We start from the raw sequence: 15,675 nt of genomic DNA, 5'->3' as shown, positions 1-15,675 counted from the left end.
TAGAGCCTACCGAGCCCGCACGGGCAGCCCGGTTATTTGCCGTCCAGCGACAGTCGCGGGAAAGCCAGGTCACCGGCGTAGCGGGCGGCGTCACCGAGGGCCTCCTCGATGCGCAGCAGCTGGTTGTACTTGGCAACACGCTCGCTGCGGGCCGGGGCACCGGTCTTGATCTGGCCACTGCCCACCGCCACCGCCAGATCGGCGATGGTGGTGTCCTCGGTCTCGCCGGAACGGTGGCTCATCATCGTGCGGTAGCCGCTGTTGTGGGCCAGTGACACGGCGTCCAGGGTCTCGGTCAGGGTGCCGATCTGGTTGACCTTCACCAGCAGCGCGTTGGCCGCACCCTTTTCGATGCCGTCTTCAAGGCGCTCGGGGTTGGTGACGAACAGGTCGTCGCCCACCAGCTGCACCCGGTCACCGATGGCCGCGGTCAGCGCCACCCACCCGTCCCAGTCGTCCTCCGACAGCGGATCTTCGATGGACACCAGCGGGTAGCCGTCGAGCAGACCGGCATAGAACGCAGCCATCTGCTCAGCGGTGCGGGTCTCCTTCTCGAACGCGTAACCCGTTCCGTCGGTGTAGAACTCGGTGGCAGCCACATCGAGCGCCAGAGCCACGTCGCTGCCCAACTTGAGGCCGGCTCCCTCGATGGCAGTGCCGATCAGGTCCAGTGCGGCCTTGGTGCCGGGCAGATCGGGAGCGAAACCACCCTCGTCACCCAGTCCCGTTGCCAGACCCTGCTTCTTGAGCACGGACTTCAGCGAGTGGTACACCTCAGCACCCCAGCGCAGTGCCTCCTTGAAGCTGGGCGCACCGATCGGGGCGATCATGAACTCCTGGACGTCGACGCCGGTGTCGGCGTGCGCGCCGCCGTTGATGATGTTCATCATCGGCACAGGCAGAACGTGGGCGTTGGGTCCGCCGATGTAGCGGAACAGGGGCAGCCCGGCGCTGTCGGCTGCGGCCTTGGCCACGGCCAGCGAGACGCCGAGGATGGCGTTGGCGCCCAGACGCGACTTGTCCGGGGTGCCGTCGAGATCCAGCAGTGCCTGGTCGACCAGGCGCTGGTCGTCGGCAGAGAGTCCGATGACGGCCGGGGCGATCTCGTCGAGGACACCTTCGACGGCCTTCTGGACGCCCTTGCCCAGGTAACGATCCCCGCCGTCACGCAGTTCGACGGCCTCGTGCTCACCGGTGGACGCGCCCGACGGCACGGCGGCACGGGCGAAGGTGCCGTCGGTCAGTGCGATCTCGACCTCGACAGTGGGGTTGCCGCGCGAATCGAGGATCTCTCGGGCGCCGACCTGCTCGATGATGGGCACGGGACGTCTCCTTGTGTCGTTCTGACGAAGCGATGCGCACTCAGCCTAGAGGTTGGGGGTTGCGATCGCCCAGATGGCTACAACGCGCGGCCACTCGCGTAGGCCCACCTGGTCCGCGACCACGCAACGGGTCCTCGCCTACAACGCGCGGCCACTCGCGTACGCCCACCTGGTCCGCGACCACGCAACGGGTCCTCGCCTACAACGCGCGGCCACTCGCGTAGGCCCACCTGGTCCGCGACCACGCAACGGGTCCTCGCCTACAACGCGCGGCCACTCGCGTACGCGGTGGCCCAGTCCCGCACGGTCCTCGCGTACTGCTCCGAGTTGTTGTACGCCTTCAACGCGGCCATCCACCCGCGCGGTGTGGCCAGGTCACCGCCGCGCCAGCACAGGTAACCCGCCGCGGACAGCGCGGCGTCGTCCATGTTGTCCGGGCTGATGACGCCGTCGTTGTTGGCGTCGACGCCGTAGAGCTTCCAGGTCTCCGGAATGAACTGCATGGGACCCATCGCCCGGTCCAGGTGCGGGTCACCATCGAGTTCACCGCCATCGGTGTCCGGAATGTGCATGTTGCCCGCGGTGCCATCGAGTCGGACACCGCGGATGGGTGGGCTGATGTCCCCGTCGGCAGCCATTTGCGCGTCACGGTAGGTGCCATGGTGGCTTTCGACCATGCCGATGCCGGCCAGCGTGGTCCAGGACAGATGACAGTCGGGATTCTCCACCTCGGCCACCCGCGCGGCGTAGGCGTAGGCCTCCAACGCCGTCACCGGGATGTTGAGCGCCTCAGCCCGCTCGGCCGCCCATTCGTGCAGTTGGTCGGCACCGCGCCCATCGGCATAAGTGTCGACGGCGGGCACCGGATCACCCGCGGGCGGGGGCACGCCTTCGGGGATCGGCGTGCCGATCTGCCACGAACAGCTGGAGGCCAGAAGCAACGCGGCCGCGCCCACTGCCGCGGCAGCCTGTAGCCAGCGCATCGACACACGACTCCCTCAACCCACTCTGGTTGTGACCATGGTCCCATGCGCCGGAAGTAAAAGGACCTTGCGTTGGGGTGCCCGCAAAGGTGTAACGTCCGTTTCGGCTCGCACTTAGGTGAGCCACACCTGACAAAGGAAGCCCCTTGTCGGGGGTGTGTTGCACGCTTGCAAGGAACGTGGAATGACTGCGCTGGCCGAAATGCCGATCTCGGTACTCGCTGCAGCTCCGAGCATATCTTCACAGCTACTTGGCAGCTTACTCATAGGTTTGCGGGAGGGTTTGGAAGCCGCCATCGTCGTCAGCATCCTGCTTGCCTTCCTGGTGAAGAGCGAGCGCCGCGACGCCCTCAAGTGGGTGTGGCTGGGTGTGGGTTCAGCAATCTTGCTGACCGTTGGCGTGTTCGTCGGAATCCAGTTCGGTGAGAACACCATCACCGGGTTGGCGGCCGAAGCCATCGCCGGCGTCGCCTCCCTGATCGCGGTCGCGATCGTCACCACCATGGTGCTGTGGATGAAGAAAGCCGCCGCCAGTTTGTCCGGCGAGCTGCGCAGTGAGATGTCGCGCGCCCTGGAGACCGGCGGATGGGCCGTCGCGACCTTGGCCTTCCTTGCCGTCGGCCGCGAAGGGGTGGAAACGGCGCTGTTCATGGTGGGCTACGCCGAAGCCGAGACGCTGTGGCCACTGACCGGGTTGATCATCGGCGTGGTGATCGCCGCGGCCATCGCCTACGGCATGTACGCCGGCGCCGTCCGGATCAACCTGGCCAAGTTCTTCAAGTACACCGGCGCGCTCCTGATCGTCGTCGCCGCGGGCATCCTGTCGTATGGCATCGGCGCCCTGCAGACCGTGGGCTGGCTGCCCGGGTTGTCCAGCCGGGCATTCGACATCAGCTCCTGGTTCGATTGGTCGGCCTGGTACGGCGAGGTGATCCAGGGCGTCTTCAACGTGACGCCGACGCCGACGGTGCTGCAATTGGTGGGCTGGCTGGCCTACCTGGTGATCGTGCTGGCGTTGTTCTTGCGCCCGTCACCCGGTAAGCCCGCGCGCCGCTCGAACGATTCCACAGCGTCCGAACCCCCCACTGCTGATCCAGATCCGGACAGCGAACCCACATCAGAATCCGAGAGGTCATCCAAGTGAACCGTTTTCCTTTTGTCGCTGTCACGGCGGCAGTACTGGCGGGTATCTCCCTGACCAGCTGCACCGCCAAGGAGTCAACGCCCGCCGCTGACGACTCGACATCGGGAACCGCGTCGTCCTCCTCGGCGCCCTCGGAGATCACCGTCGAAGCCACCGACACCGCGTGCACGCTGTCCAGCACAGAGAACGCCACAGGCGCCAACACATTCGTCATCACCAACAACGGCTCCAAGGTCACCGAGTTCTACGTCTACGGCGAGGGTGACCGCGTGATGGGTGAGGTGGAAAACGTCTCCCCCGGCCTGCAGCGCAAGCTGATCGTGCAGCTGACCCAGCCCGGCACCTACCAGACGGCCTGCAAGCCGGGCATGATCGGCGACGGCATCCGAGGTGATTACACCGTCTCCGGCGAAGAGGTGCAGGTCGACACCGAGGGCAAGTTCAAGGAAGCGTCCGAGAACTACAAGCGCTACGTGGTGTCGCAGACCGAAGCTCTGGTGCCCGCCGTCGAGGCGTTCACCAACGCCATCAAGGCCGGGGATGTGGAAGGCGCCAAGGCTCAGTTCGGGCCCACCCGGGTGTATTACGAGCGGATCGAGCCCGTGGCCGAGTCCTTCCCCGACGACCTCGACCCACGCATCGACCTGCGGGAGGCTGACCTCGAGGAAGGCCAGAAGTGGACGGGGTTCCACGCCCTGGAGAAGCAGCTGTGGGTAACCGGTCTGCAGCCCGACGCCAACGCACTGGCCGACCAGCTGGTGGCCGATGTCAAAGAGCTGGCCGACGGCGTGAAGGCGCCCGACTACAACATCGACTCCACCCAGATCGCCGGTGGCGCACAGGGATTGCTCGATGAGATCGCGATCAGCAAGATCACTGGCGAGGAGGACATCTTCAGCCACACCGACCTGTGGGACTTCAACGCCAACCTGCAGGGCTCGCAGACCGCGGTAGCTTCGGTGCGCCCCATTCTCGATGAGCGCAACCCCGATCTGGGTAAGCGGGTGGACCAGCGGTTCCAGGAGACCGAGGCCCTGCTGCTGCAGTACCGCGACGGTGACGGCTTCGTCTCCTACGAAACAGTGACCGAGCCCCAGCGTCAGGAACTCTCGCGCGCCATCGACGCGCTCAGCAAGGAAGTCAGCCAGGTACAAGGTGTCATTGCCCCCCAGTAAGCCCCCCAGTAGCCCTGAGTCCAAAGGCTTTTCCCGACGTCGGCTGATCGGAGCGGCCGGCGTCGGGGCCGCCGTGGTGGGCGCTGCCGGCGCCGGCGCCCTGGCTGGGCGGTCCACCGTTTCGCCCGCAGATGCGGCGTCCACCGATCACCTGCAGGTGGCAGTGCCCTTCTACGGAGAGCACCAGGCCGGTGTGGTGACTGCTCAGCAGGATCGGATGACGTTCGGGGTCTTCGACGTCACCACCGATTCGCGGGATGACCTGGTATCGATGCTGCAGGAGTGGACGGTCATGGCCGCCCGGATGACGGCCGGTGAGGAAACCGTGGCCGACGGCGCGGTCGGGCTCAATCCGTATGCACCGCCGGCGGATACAGGTGAGGCGTTGGGTCTGCCCGCCTCACAGCTGACGTTGACCATCGGATTCGGGCCGTCGCTGTTCTCGAAGGACGGGGTGGACCGCTTCGGCATCGCCGACAAGAAACCCGAACAGTTGGCGAATCTGCCGAAGTTCCCCAACGAGACGCTGGACCCGGCGCGTTCCTACGGCGACATCTGCGTGCAGGCCTGCGCCAACGACCCCCAGGTGGCGTTCCACGCCATCCGCAACTTGGCCCGCGTCGGGTTCGGCACCGTCGCCATGCGCTACGCACAACTGGGCTTCGGACGCACCTCGTCCACCACCCGTGAGCAGGAGACTCCCCGGAACCTGTTCGGCTTCAAAGACGGAACTGCCAACATCAAGGCCGACGAGACCCAGAAGATCAACGACTTCGTCTGGGTCGCCGACGGCGACGGTCCGTCATGGTTGACCGGTGGCAGCTATCTGGTGACCCGCCGGATCAGGATGCGGATCGAGAACTGGGACCGGAACACGCTTCTGGAGCAGGAGCGGGTGATCGGGCGCCAGAAGGGCACTGGCGCCCCCAATGGGTTGACCCAGGAGTTCGAGGAACTCAACCTCGACCTCACCGATGACAAGAACACCCCGCTGATCGACGTCGACGCCCACGTCCGCTTGGTGTCGCCGCAGAACCTGGGTGGCATCGAGATCCTGCGCCGTGGTTACAACTTCACCGACGGCACCGACGGTTTCGGCCACATGGACGCCGGCTTGTTCTTCATCGCCTTCGTCCGAGACCCGGTCACCCAGTTCATCCCCATGCAAGCGGAGATGGCCCGGCGTGACGCCATGAACGAGTACATCACCCACACCGGGACCGCGATCTTCGCCTGCCCGCCGGGGGTGCCCGAGGGCGATCCCACGGCGTTCTGGGGTTCGACGCTGTTCGTCTGATCAGGCGCTGACTTTCGCCACCCACGCCGCTTCAGCCTCCGGCGTGGTCTCGGGCAGGATGTGGCCGCCCTCCATCGCCCAGCTCGGCGGGAAGTCCACCACCGCGACCAGTAGACGCATCGGGTCCACGCCGGTGACCTCGGTGTAGCTGTCGTAGATGCGGTGCATCAGAGTGTGCCGGATCTCCTCGCTGCGTCCTGCCCGGATGGACCCGCGGATCATCGCCGGTGTGGACGGCGCTCCCCCGGTGAAGGCGTGCCCGGCGGGCAGTTCGGGAAAGACCACGTGTACCAGTTCGAACGGCGCTCCGGTGATCTCGACGTGAGCGGTGGTGATGGCGTCGGCGATGCGCGTCCGCTGGTCCGCATCCAGTGTTCCCGCAACGGTGATGCATTCATACATGGGCATGATGCCCTCCTTCGTCAATGGATTATGCAATTCGTCATAGTGGCCTATGCTTCAATTCCCGTCAAGCGTCACTATGATTATCATCATGGAGACCGAGAACGCGCGTGCCCGGATGGTTCGTAGCGCGGCTGAACTGCAACGATCGGCTGGCGTCAACGGAGTGGGATTCGCCGAGATCATCACACACAGCGGCGCGCCCCGCGGTTCGATCTACCACCATTTCCCCGATGGACGCGTGCAGTTGGCCGCCGAGGCGACCGCCTATGCCGCCGAGGCCATGGCTGCCGATGTGCGGGTGATCCTGGCCGGCGCCACAGATGTACACGCGGCACTGGACGCGTTCGTCGGACTGTGGATCGACATCATGCGCAACGGTGATTTCCACCGCGGTTGCGCGGTCGCGGCGGCGGCGATGGACTCACGCTCGGCGCCCAAACTGCGGGCTGCGGCCAACGACGGGTTCACCCTGTGGCTGGACCTGCTCGCCGACGCGTTCGTGATGGCCGGCGTCGCCTCGACGCGCAGCAGGCCGTTGGCGCTCACCGTACTGTCCGCCATCGAGGGGGCGATCATCCTGGCCCGCGCCGACGGTTCCCCCGAGCCGCTGGAAACCGTTGCCGGCGAACTGCATCGGCTGATCGAAACGGCGCTGGGCGGGTAGTGGCCTTACGGGGCGCCGTCCACGGCATTGAGGTCGAGTGAGCGCAGGAGTCGTTCGAGCGTCACCCGCTCTTCGGCGCTGAGCGGGGTCAGGATCTGCTCGCTGGCCTTGCGCACCACAGCCTCTGCGCGGACCAACAACCGACGTCCCTTCGGCGTCAACCGGACGGGAAGACTTCTGCCAGTGGAGACGGAATCGGGACGCGTCAGTGCGCCGAGTTCCTGGAGACTCTTCACCACGTTGTTCATCGCCTGGGGCGACACACCGGTGCGCCGCGCCAGTTCGGCGTTGGACTCGGCCGGCCGTCCCGCGAGCTGACTCATGCACACGTATTCGGGCATGCCGATGCCCAGCGGCTTGAGTTCAGCCATGACCTGGGGTCTCAGGCTGGTGGTGACCTGGTACAGCAGCAGGCCCAGCGGCTGGTCCTTTCCGGTGTGGTCACGCATGCCGATCATCTTGGCATTTGACGGTCAGCGATCCATCGACCACCCTGGTGAATCTGACTGCTACTCGGAGTCGGACTCGACGGCAACCAGTTCGTCCTCGGACAGTTCGTCGGCCACTTCAGCGGGCCAGGCGGCGCGCCACTCGTCCTCACTGACCACACCCAGCTGCGGATCCACCGACGACACTCCCCGCGCCACGGCCACAGCTTTCTCGGCGCAGCGTACGTCGTCCAAGAACTCCAGAACCACTGTGCGCAAGGCATTCTCGGCGTCGACGTCAGGCGCCAGCGTCACCGCCAGCATTGCCGACGGAATGAGTTCGCTCGGCACACCGGCCTGATGTGCACGCGAGATCACCTTCTGTGCCAGGGACAGAGCGGGCTGCGCGGTGGGCATGTCGGCGACCACGGACGCCGACTTCGCCGACCTCTTCTCGAATGCCTTGCGCTCCTCCCACTGCGCCAGCTGTTCTTCCAACGTGACCTTTTCGCCTGCGAGCACGGCGGGGCCCGGTGATGGAGTTTGCGCACCAAAGCGTCGGCGACGTCGTCGATCGAAAAGGCGCCGTCGGCGGCGTCCTCAGCGATGCGGGCGTGAAAAAGGACCTGCAGCAAGACATCTCCGAGCTCGTTACGCAGCTCGTCGGTGTCACCACTGTGCACGGCATCGAACAGCTCGTAGGTCTCTTCGAGCAGGTAGCGGCGCAGTGAGTCGTGGGTCTGCTCACTTTCCCACGGCCCGTTGGTGCGCAGCTTGTCCATCACCGCCACCGCGTCGAGCAGTCGCTCGCCGGGCTGCGGCGACGGCGCGGTGATCACCCGTTCACCAGCCCTGATACGGTCTCGCACCGCCGGGTGGTGGGAGTCCGACGACAACAGCACCTCGGCAGCGTCCCCGGCGTACACCGGTCGCGCATTCCGCAGCGACCACAGCACTTTGACCGGCATCTCCTCGGTGTACTGCACGTCGCCCGCCAGTAGTTCGATGGCCTCGACGGGGATCAACGTGGGACGCCTGGGATCCACGAGTATCACTGTCACGGTGCCACCCCCTCGAGCTTGGTTATATCGACTTCGCCCTTCGGCTTTCCGTCCAATGCCAACACCAGATCGGCCACCATCTGCGCCAGCTCGAGATCACGGATGCGTGGTGCGGCAATCCCACTGCCCGCCCGCGGAATCGGCACCTGGATGGTCGAGGTGGTGGCGCGGTAGGTTCCGCCCGGATACATGCGCTTGAGCCGCAGCTGACCTGAGTCCAGAAGCGTCAACGGCGAAATCCGCAGCGTCGAGGGCTGACCCGCCGCACCGGTGGCCGACACCTCGGTGATGCCGTAGCTGCGGCACAGCAGCCGCAGCCGCGCCACCGCCACCAGCCGCGCCGCCTCGTCGGGCAGCGGGCCGTACCGGTCGGTGAGTTCCTCGACAACTGCCGCCACGTCGGCGTCGCTGGTGGCCGCCGCCAGCCGGCGATAACCCTCCAGCCGCAGGCGGTCACTGCCGATGTACTCCGGCGGCAGGTTGGCGTCGATCGGCAGATCGATCCGGACTTCCTTGGCTTCCTCTGTGCCGGAGACTGTTTCACCGTCGGCAGCAGCCCGGTATGCCTCGACGGCCTCACCCACCAGACGGACGTACAGGTCGAAACCCACACCTGCGACATGCCCTGACTGCTCGGCACCCAACACGTTGCCGGCGCCGCGGATCTCGAGGTCTTTCATCGCCACGGCCATACCCGCACCGAGTTCGTTGTTCTGGGCGATGGTGGCCAACCGGTCATAGGCCGTCTCGGTCAACGGCTTGTCCGGTGAGTACAGGAAGTAGGCATAACCACGTTCGCGACTGCGTCCAACTCGGCCACGCAACTGGTGCAGCTGGGAAAGGCCAAAAGTGTCAGCACGTTCCACGATGAGGGTGTTGGCGTTGCTGATATCCAGACCGGTCTCGACAATGGTGGTGCACACCAGGATGTCGTATTCACGGTTCCAGAAACCCTCGACAGTCCTCTCCAGTTGCTCTTCGGGCATCTGACCATGGGCCACAACAACTCTGGCCTCGGGCACCAATGCGCGAACCTTGGCCGCAGCGGAATCGATGGAGCTGACCCGGTTGTGGATGTAGAAGGCCTGCCCGTCACGAAGCAGTTCCCGTCGCAGCGCCGCACCCACCTGCTTGTCGTCGTGCGGTCCCACATAAGTCAGAACCGGGTACCGCTCCTCGGGCGGAGTCAGAATGGTCGACATCTCGCGGATGCCCGCCAGGCTCATCTCCAGCGTGCGCGGAATCGGGGTGGCGCTCATGGTCAACACGTCGACGTGGGTGCGCAGGCTCTTGATGTGCTCCTTGTGCTCAACACCGAAGCGCTGTTCCTCATCGACGATCACCAGTCCGAGGTCTTTCCAGCGCACCCCGGTCTGCAACAGTCGGTGGGTACCGATCACGATATCGACCGACCCATCGGCCATTCCGTCGACCACCTGGCGGGATTCCGCGGGATCAGTGAACCGCGACAGCCCCTTCACCGTCACCGGGAATCCGGCCATCCGGTTGGTGAACGTCTGCAGATGCTGATCGGCCAGCAGCGTCGTGGGTACCAGTACCGCGACCTGCTTGCCGGCCTGCACCGCTTTGAACGCCGCCCGCACCGCGATCTCGGTCTTGCCGTAGCCCACGTCACCGCAGATCACGCGGTCCATCGGAACCGGACGCTCCATATCGGCCTTGACCTCGGTGATGGCCGTCATCTGATCCACCGTCTCGGTGAATCCGAAGGCGTCTTCCATCTCGTTCTGCCACGGGGTGTCAGGCGGGAAGGCAAATCCCGGCGCCGCTTGGCGTTTGGCGTAGAGCGCCACCAGCTCCGTGGCGATCTCACGAACTGCCTTGCGCGCCTTGGTTTTCGTGTTGGCCCAGTCGCTGCCGCCGAGCTTGCTGAGCGTCGGAGCCTGGCCACCGACGTAGCGGGACAGCTGGTCGAGTGAATCCATCGGCACGTAGAGCCGGTCAGATCCGCCGCCGCGCTTGGCGCTGGCGTATTCGAGCACCAGGTATTCGCGGCGGGCGCCGCCGACCACCCGCTCGGTCATCTCGACGAACTTGCCGATGCCGTGCTGGTCGTGCACCACCAGGTCCCCCGCGGTCAGCGCCAGCGGGTCGACGGTGTTACGGCGTTTGGCGGCAAGGCGTTTGCCCTCCGAGGCGGCAACCCGGTTGCCGGTCAGGTCGGTCTCGGTGATCACCACGAGATTGGCGCCGGGCAGGATGACACCGGTGTGCAGCGGGCCCTTGAGCACCCCCACGACGCCGGGCTTGGGCTGGTCACCGGATTCGAGAAGCGATGCCGGGGTGTCGGCGTCGGCCAGCTGTTCACACACTCGGTTGGCGGTGCCGGTGCCGGGAGTGACGACGGCGGCCAACCCGCCGGTGGCGCAGTGCGCCCGCAGCATCGCGAAGATCTCTTCGGCATTGGCCTGGCTGCCGCGCGCCGACGGGGCTGATCTGACCTCGAGCTCGATCGCGGATTCGTCGGGCAACTGACTCAGCGTCCACCAGGGGTGGCCGGCCTTGCGGGCCTGCGCACGCACCTCGCCCAGCTCCCGGAACCCCGAGCCGCCGAGCTGTTCGACGTCGATGGGCGCGTCACCGCCGATGGCGGCCACCGACCATGACGCCTCGAGGAATTCGCGGCCGGTGTTGATCAGATCCGCGGCGCGGGTACGCACCTTCTCCGGATCGCACACCAGCACCGGTGTTCCCGGGGCCAGCTGGTCGGTGAGCAGCGCCGGCTCGTCGGGAACCAGCACCGGCAACAGCGCCTCCATGCCGTCCACCGGGATTCCTTCGGAGAGCTTGGCGAGCATGTCGCCCACGCTGCCCGCGACGGTGTTGTCGGTGGCGGGCATACTGCCGGCCAGCATGGCGGCGCGCTCCTTGACACCCTCGGTGAGCAGCAGTTCCCGGCACGGCACCGCCACCACGTGGTCGGTGGGGATCTCGGTGATAGAACGCTGGTCTGCGATGGAGAACAGCCGCATCTCGGTGATCTCGTCGCCCCAGAACTCCACCCGCACCGGATGCTCGGCCGTCGGTGCGAACACGTCGAGAATGCCGCCCCGCACTGCGAACTCGCCGCGCTTGCCCACCATGTCGACACGGGTGTAGGCCAGTTCCACCAGCCGGTGGATGGTCTGGTCGAAGTCCAGTTCCGCGCCGACGGCCAGGGTCACAGGCTCGACGTCGGACAACCCCGGCGTCATCGGCTGCAGCAGTGAGCGAGCCGTTGTCACCACCACCCGCAGCGGCGGTCCCAGTTGCCCGTCGTCCGGGTGGGCGAGACGGCGCAGCAGCATCAGCCGCGCGCCGACGGTGTCCACCCCTGGTGACAGGCGTTCGTGCGGCAGCGTCTCCCAGGACGGGAACATCGCCACAGCGTCGCCGAATGCGCCGCGCAGTTCGGCGGTCAAGTCGTCGGCCTCCCGGCCGGTGGCGGTGACCACCAACAGCGGGCCTTGCTGCGCCAGAGCAGCGGCGACGAACAATTGGGCGCTGCTGGGGCCGACAAGCTTCAGTTCCTCGGGGCGCTGCGCAGCGCGGTCGATCAGGTCGGCGAAGGTGGGCGCGGTGAGCGCCAGATCAACGAGACCCGCGATCGGGGTCTGGACAGAAGGGTGCCCCGGTGCGGTCATGATGCACCCATTCTAGGCGCGGAGTCGACGGCCTCGTCAGTGGAGCGGCCTGACGTTGCAGAGCACATTCCGATTCATTTCCCATGTGCACAATTGACTTGCCTGCTATTTTGATCCAGGTTTTCAGAAATACCCTTGACATGCTGGTTCACTGAGTATGCAGATTCGGTCAACCAACCGTTCGCCTGGGCTTGTGACGACCTAGGTCAGGCTTGAGCAAATCTTTCAGCTTCTCTGGCTGACAATCGGAAGGCAGTAATGGCGCGTACGGGTGTGGGTAGGGTCGGAATTCTGGCGGCCGCGGTAGGCGTCGGCCTCGCATCGCCGCTGGTGGCCAGTGCGGCCACGCCGTCGGCACCGACCGGTGGGCATCTCGCGATTTCGATCAATGGTGAGATGAAATACCAAAGCGGGTCGGCGTTCGCCACATCTACCCAAAACGACTCCTCTTCCATTGCTGTGGGCGCCGATGCCCGAGCCGTCGCGATATCCGACATGACGAAGGCGGTGGCCACCGGCGACCGAGCCGCCATAGAGGTCGACGGATACGGCAGCAACATCCGCGCCACTGGAACCGCAGCCAGGGCCACGGTGTCCGGCGCCTATAACCAGCTGTCCATCAACGGAAACGCCAACGACATCCGCATCAGCGGTGACAACAACTCCGTCGCCGTGGACTCCGTCGGCCTTCGACTGAATCTCGACGGCAACTCAAACACCGTCACGATGGTCGGCTTCGACCATCGGATCTTCGCCTGGCACCTCAACAACACCCGGGTCTGTTACGACTTCCCCCACACCAGCTGCGGCTCGACGAGCACCGCCGCATTACGCGCCGGCCTTCCGAGTTTCGAGAGTGTGTTCGGCAACGGGCCGCTGCTCGGCCTCTTCGGCAACGGTGTCGACGCTGCAGCCGATTGCACCGGCTCGGCGTGCAACGGTGGCCGGGGCGGCCTGATCTGGGGCAACGGCGGCGCCGGCGCCAATGGCGGAACCGGCGGCGCCGCAGGACTGTTTGGCAATGGCGGAGCAGGAGCAGCTGCCACCGCCACCAGCGCAGCGGGCAACGGCGGCAAGGGCGGAACCCTGTTCGGCAACGGCGGCGCAGGCGGCGACGCCAACGAGGCCTTCGCCGACGCCGGCAACGGCGGTGATGCCGGCTGGATCGGCAACGGCGGACGCGGTGGAAACTCCAACGCCGACAACGGCTCCGGCGGCAATGGCGGCTGGGCGGCCAGATGATGGGCAACGGCGGTCATGGTGGCAACGCCACCGGCGACAACGGCCAAGGCGGCGACGGCGGACATGCCATCTCCATCGGCAACGGCGGCAATGGAGGCTTCGGCGGCTCCGAGACCGCCGACAGTGGCTACGGCGGAGACGGCGGCAACGGCGGAGCCCTGATCGGCAACGGCGGCCGCGGCGGCAACGCCGAAGGCGCCTCCACTGTCGTCGCCGGCTGGGGCGGTGATGCCTTCGGGCTCGGCAACGGCGGTGACGGCGGCGACGCCATTGCCACCGACCCCGACGACGGGGTGGCCGTCGGCGGCGACGGCGGAGATGCCGGCCAATTCGGCAACGGCGGCAACGGCGGCCGAGGTGAAGGCACCTACGGCGGCATCGGTGGTGACGGCGGCAAGGGCGGCAACCGCGCCGGCAACGGCGGCGACGGCGGAACCGGCATCGGCGACGGCGATTACGGCATCGGCGACGGAGGAGACGGCGGCGACGCAGGCACCATCGGAACCGGTAACGGCGGCAAGGGTGGTCAAGGCATCGGCTACTCCGGCTCCGGCGGGCTCGGCGGCAACGGCGGCGGCAAATCCGGCAACGGTGGCGACGGCGGCTTCGGCGACGACACCGGCGGCGACGGCGGCAGCGCCGGACGCAACGGCAACGGCGGAAATGGCGGCAACACCGGTTCCGAGGGCACCCCCGGCACCGGCGGCAAGGGCGGCTCCCAATCCGGCAGCGACGGACGCGACGGCCAACAGACCGTCGGATAGCTGCCGCAGGAAGCTGTCAGAACCTCGTAAACGCCTGTGCCCGTTGCCAGCCAGCGGGCGCACCGTAGGACCATGACACTTCGCGACATCCTCCTGTCGCTGCGTCACGCCGTGAAGCTGCGGATCGACCCCACTCTGTGGCCGCGCAGCACCGGCGTCGACGCAGCCGGGCGCCTGACCGTCAGCGGCGTGGCCCTGCCAGCGATCGCCGACGAGGTAGGCACTCCGGCGCATGTGCTGGATGAAGCCGACTTCCGCTACCGCGCAAGGCGCTACCGCAAAGAGATGCCCGGCACCAAAGTGGTGTACGCAGGCAAGGCGCTACTGACCACAGCCGTGGCTCGCTGGGCCGTGGACGAACACCTGGGCGTGGACGTCTGTTCGACCGGTGAGCTGGCCACCGCGCTGACCGGTGGCGTCGACCCGTCACGAATCGTGTTCCACGGCGACGATGTCGAGGCCGCAGTGACTGCCGGCGTCGGCCTCGTGGTCGTCAACGTGGCAACCGAACTCGACTATCTGGCCAGGCACCCGCAGAAAGTCCTCGTCAGCGCCGAGCAACCGGGACTGCTCCAGCGCGTACTGCGAGAACCCTGGCTACGACCGATGGGGTTGCACTTTCACATCGGCACCCAGATCACCGACGCCGCGGTCTACGGCCAAATGGTGCGCCGGATGATCCGCGTCATGGCCGACGCGCGCAAGACGCACGGCGTGATCCTCGGCGAACTCAACCTCGGCGGCGGACACGCCGTGCCCTATGTCAGCGGAGACCGGGCGCTGGATCTGCGCACACTGTCGCTGACCATTGACGACGCCCTGGACGAAGCCTGCGCGACCGAGCGGTTTCCGCGGCCCACCGTCGTGGTGGAACCGGGGCGTGGGCTCATCGCCCGGGCCGGAGTGACGCTGTACCGGGTGGCGTCGACCAAAGGCACGCTCGTCACCGTCGACGGTTCGGCGCCCTACGGAACGCGGTGCACCGCTGCCCTGGCCAACCGGCACGTACTGGGGCCGTCGCAGCCGACGACGATCGTCGGCAGCAATGGCGTCGAGATCGTCGGCGATGCCGACCTTCCGTGTGACGTCCACCCTGGCGACCTGATCGCCGTCGCCGGCTCGGGCGCTTACAACCACGGCATTGCCACTTCGCCGTCGGTGTCGCTGCGCCACGGCCGCCTGAAGGCCCTGTCCGACCCCGACCTCGACCGCCGCTCGACAGCGCGTCACTCCGCGGCGGGATTCAGGCCGAACTTCCGCCGCTGAGTGACTCGCGGTGACTGTGGGACGCCAGCACGTCCGCGGCGCGACAGTGGGACGCCAGCCCCGACCGCGGCGCGACAGCGTGTCCGCAGAGTGACAGCGGGTCCGCAGCGCGACAGCGTGTCCACAGAGTGGCAGCGCGTCACTCTCTGGCGGGATTCGAGCCGAATTCCCGCCAGAAAGTGACTGGCAGTGCAAAAGGAGAAGGCGTGGGAAGCCTGCGGGAGTCCTGAGCCCGTGGTGCGAGGGAGTCTGGGCGCCCGGAGTGCCCAGGTGATTCAAG

General features: G+C 66.5%; 12 protein-coding genes and 1 pseudogene. 7 read left to right on the top strand and 6 right to left on the bottom strand.

Going from position 1 to position 15,675, the window contains the following annotated elements:
- Positions 1–32: 32 nt before the first annotated feature.
- Together eno and BVC93_RS17225 are read right to left on the bottom strand one after the other, a co-directional pair.
- Entirely contained in the window at positions 33–1,322 is a 1,290-nt protein-coding gene (eno, locus tag BVC93_RS17230; protein ID WP_083738535.1) for a phosphopyruvate hydratase, read from the bottom strand.
- 260 nt (positions 1,323–1,582) lie between these two features.
- Positions 1,583–2,305, bottom strand: a complete 723-nt coding sequence (locus BVC93_RS17225; RefSeq protein WP_083738534.1) for a lytic transglycosylase domain-containing protein — start codon at positions 2,303–2,305, stop codon at positions 1,583–1,585.
- Between the two features lie 184 nt (positions 2,306–2,489).
- Between BVC93_RS17225 and efeU the strand changes: the two genes are divergently transcribed.
- Genes efeU through efeB form a run of 3 tightly spaced genes read left to right on the top strand, consistent with a single transcriptional unit; the run spans position 2,490 to position 5,921 of the window.
- Entirely contained in the window at positions 2,490–3,449 is a 960-nt protein-coding gene (gene efeU, locus BVC93_RS17220; protein ID WP_083738533.1) for an iron uptake transporter permease EfeU, read from the top strand.
- A complete protein-coding gene (efeO, locus tag BVC93_RS17215) occupies positions 3,446–4,624 on the top strand; it encodes an iron uptake system protein EfeO (protein WP_157516968.1) in 1,179 nt (392 codons plus the stop codon). The genes efeU and efeO overlap by 4 nt, the downstream gene beginning before the upstream one ends.
- Positions 4,605–5,921 (top strand): iron uptake transporter deferrochelatase/peroxidase subunit, encoded by a 1,317-nt coding sequence (efeB, locus tag BVC93_RS17210; RefSeq protein ID WP_083738531.1) that lies wholly within the window; start codon positions 4,605–4,607, stop codon positions 5,919–5,921. Before efeO ends, efeB begins: the two co-directional genes overlap by 20 nt.
- Here efeB and BVC93_RS17205 read toward each other — a convergent pair whose 3' ends face one another.
- A complete protein-coding gene (locus BVC93_RS17205; RefSeq protein WP_083741114.1) occupies positions 5,922–6,329 on the bottom strand; it encodes a tautomerase family protein in 408 nt (135 codons plus the stop codon).
- An 85-nt stretch (positions 6,330–6,414) separates the two neighbouring features.
- Between BVC93_RS17205 and BVC93_RS17200 the strand changes: the two genes are divergently transcribed.
- Positions 6,415–6,990 (top strand): TetR/AcrR family transcriptional regulator, encoded by a 576-nt coding sequence (locus BVC93_RS17200; RefSeq protein WP_192860020.1) that lies wholly within the window; start codon positions 6,415–6,417, stop codon positions 6,988–6,990.
- Positions 6,991–6,995: 5 nt separating this feature from the next.
- On the opposite strand, the gene BVC93_RS17195 is transcribed toward BVC93_RS17200, so the two are convergent.
- The 3 genes and pseudogenes from BVC93_RS17195 to mfd form a co-directional block, all read right to left on the bottom strand.
- Positions 6,996–7,439 (bottom strand): MarR family winged helix-turn-helix transcriptional regulator, encoded by a 444-nt coding sequence (locus BVC93_RS17195; protein ID WP_335583095.1) that lies wholly within the window; start codon positions 7,437–7,439, stop codon positions 6,996–6,998.
- A gap of 60 nt (positions 7,440–7,499) precedes the next feature.
- A pseudogene (locus BVC93_RS17190) lies at positions 7,500–8,479 on the bottom strand (nucleoside triphosphate pyrophosphohydrolase).
- On the bottom strand, positions 8,476–12,123 hold the full coding sequence (mfd, locus tag BVC93_RS17185) for a transcription-repair coupling factor (RefSeq protein WP_083738528.1): 3,648 nt from the start codon (positions 12,121–12,123) through the stop codon (positions 8,476–8,478). Before mfd ends, BVC93_RS17190 begins: the two are co-directional and overlap by 4 nt.
- 495 nt (positions 12,124–12,618) lie before the next feature.
- Here mfd and BVC93_RS34555 point away from each other — a divergent pair, with 495 nt between their 5' ends.
- The 3 genes from BVC93_RS34555 to BVC93_RS17175 all read left to right on the top strand — a co-directional run bounded on the left by BVC93_RS34555 (position 12,619) and on the right by BVC93_RS17175 (position 15,395).
- Positions 12,619–13,365: a PGRS repeat-containing protein gene (locus BVC93_RS34555; protein WP_192860019.1), complete on the top strand. Its 747-nt coding sequence runs from the start codon at positions 12,619–12,621 to the stop codon at positions 13,363–13,365.
- Positions 13,362–14,129, top strand: a complete 768-nt coding sequence (locus BVC93_RS34550; protein WP_157516966.1) for a hypothetical protein — start codon at positions 13,362–13,364, stop codon at positions 14,127–14,129. Before BVC93_RS34555 ends, BVC93_RS34550 begins: the two co-directional genes overlap by 4 nt.
- 72 nt (positions 14,130–14,201) lie before the next feature.
- A complete protein-coding gene (locus BVC93_RS17175; RefSeq protein WP_083738527.1) occupies positions 14,202–15,395 on the top strand; it encodes a diaminopimelate decarboxylase family protein in 1,194 nt (397 codons plus the stop codon).
- Positions 15,396–15,675 lie beyond the last annotated feature (280 nt).

The sequence above is a fragment of the Mycobacterium sp. MS1601 genome (assembly GCF_001984215.1).
Taxonomy (GTDB): domain Bacteria; phylum Actinomycetota; class Actinomycetes; order Mycobacteriales; family Mycobacteriaceae; genus Mycobacterium.
The sequence above is the reverse complement of the archived record's forward strand: the minus strand, read 5'-3'. Positions and strand labels throughout refer to the sequence as shown.

What these genes read in the sequence shown, in the direction of transcription:
- BVC93_RS17225 (WP_083738534.1), bottom strand. Translation starts at nt 2,305, where the DNA reads ATGCGCTGGCTACAGGCTGCCGCGGCAGTGGGCGCGGCCGCGTTGCTT.
- efeU (WP_083738533.1), top strand. Translation starts at nt 2,490, where the DNA reads ATGACTGCGCTGGCCGAAATGCCGATCTCGGTACTCGCTGCAGCTCCG.
- BVC93_RS17205 (WP_083741114.1), bottom strand. Translation starts at nt 6,329, where the DNA reads ATGCCCATGTATGAATGCATCACCGTTGCGGGAACACTGGATGCGGAC.
- BVC93_RS17200 (WP_192860020.1), top strand. Translation starts at nt 6,415, where the DNA reads ATGGAGACCGAGAACGCGCGTGCCCGGATGGTTCGTAGCGCGGCTGAA.
- BVC93_RS17195 (WP_335583095.1), bottom strand. Translation starts at nt 7,439, where the DNA reads ATGCGTGACCACACCGGAAAGGACCAGCCGCTGGGCCTGCTGCTGTAC.
- mfd (WP_083738528.1), bottom strand. Translation starts at nt 12,123, where the DNA reads ATGACCGCACCGGGGCACCCTTCTGTCCAGACCCCGATCGCGGGTCTC.
- BVC93_RS34555 (WP_192860019.1), top strand. Translation starts at nt 12,619, where the DNA reads ATGACGAAGGCGGTGGCCACCGGCGACCGAGCCGCCATAGAGGTCGAC.
- BVC93_RS34550 (WP_157516966.1), top strand. Translation starts at nt 13,362, where the DNA reads ATGATGGGCAACGGCGGTCATGGTGGCAACGCCACCGGCGACAACGGC.
- BVC93_RS17175 (WP_083738527.1), top strand. Translation starts at nt 14,202, where the DNA reads ATGACACTTCGCGACATCCTCCTGTCGCTGCGTCACGCCGTGAAGCTG.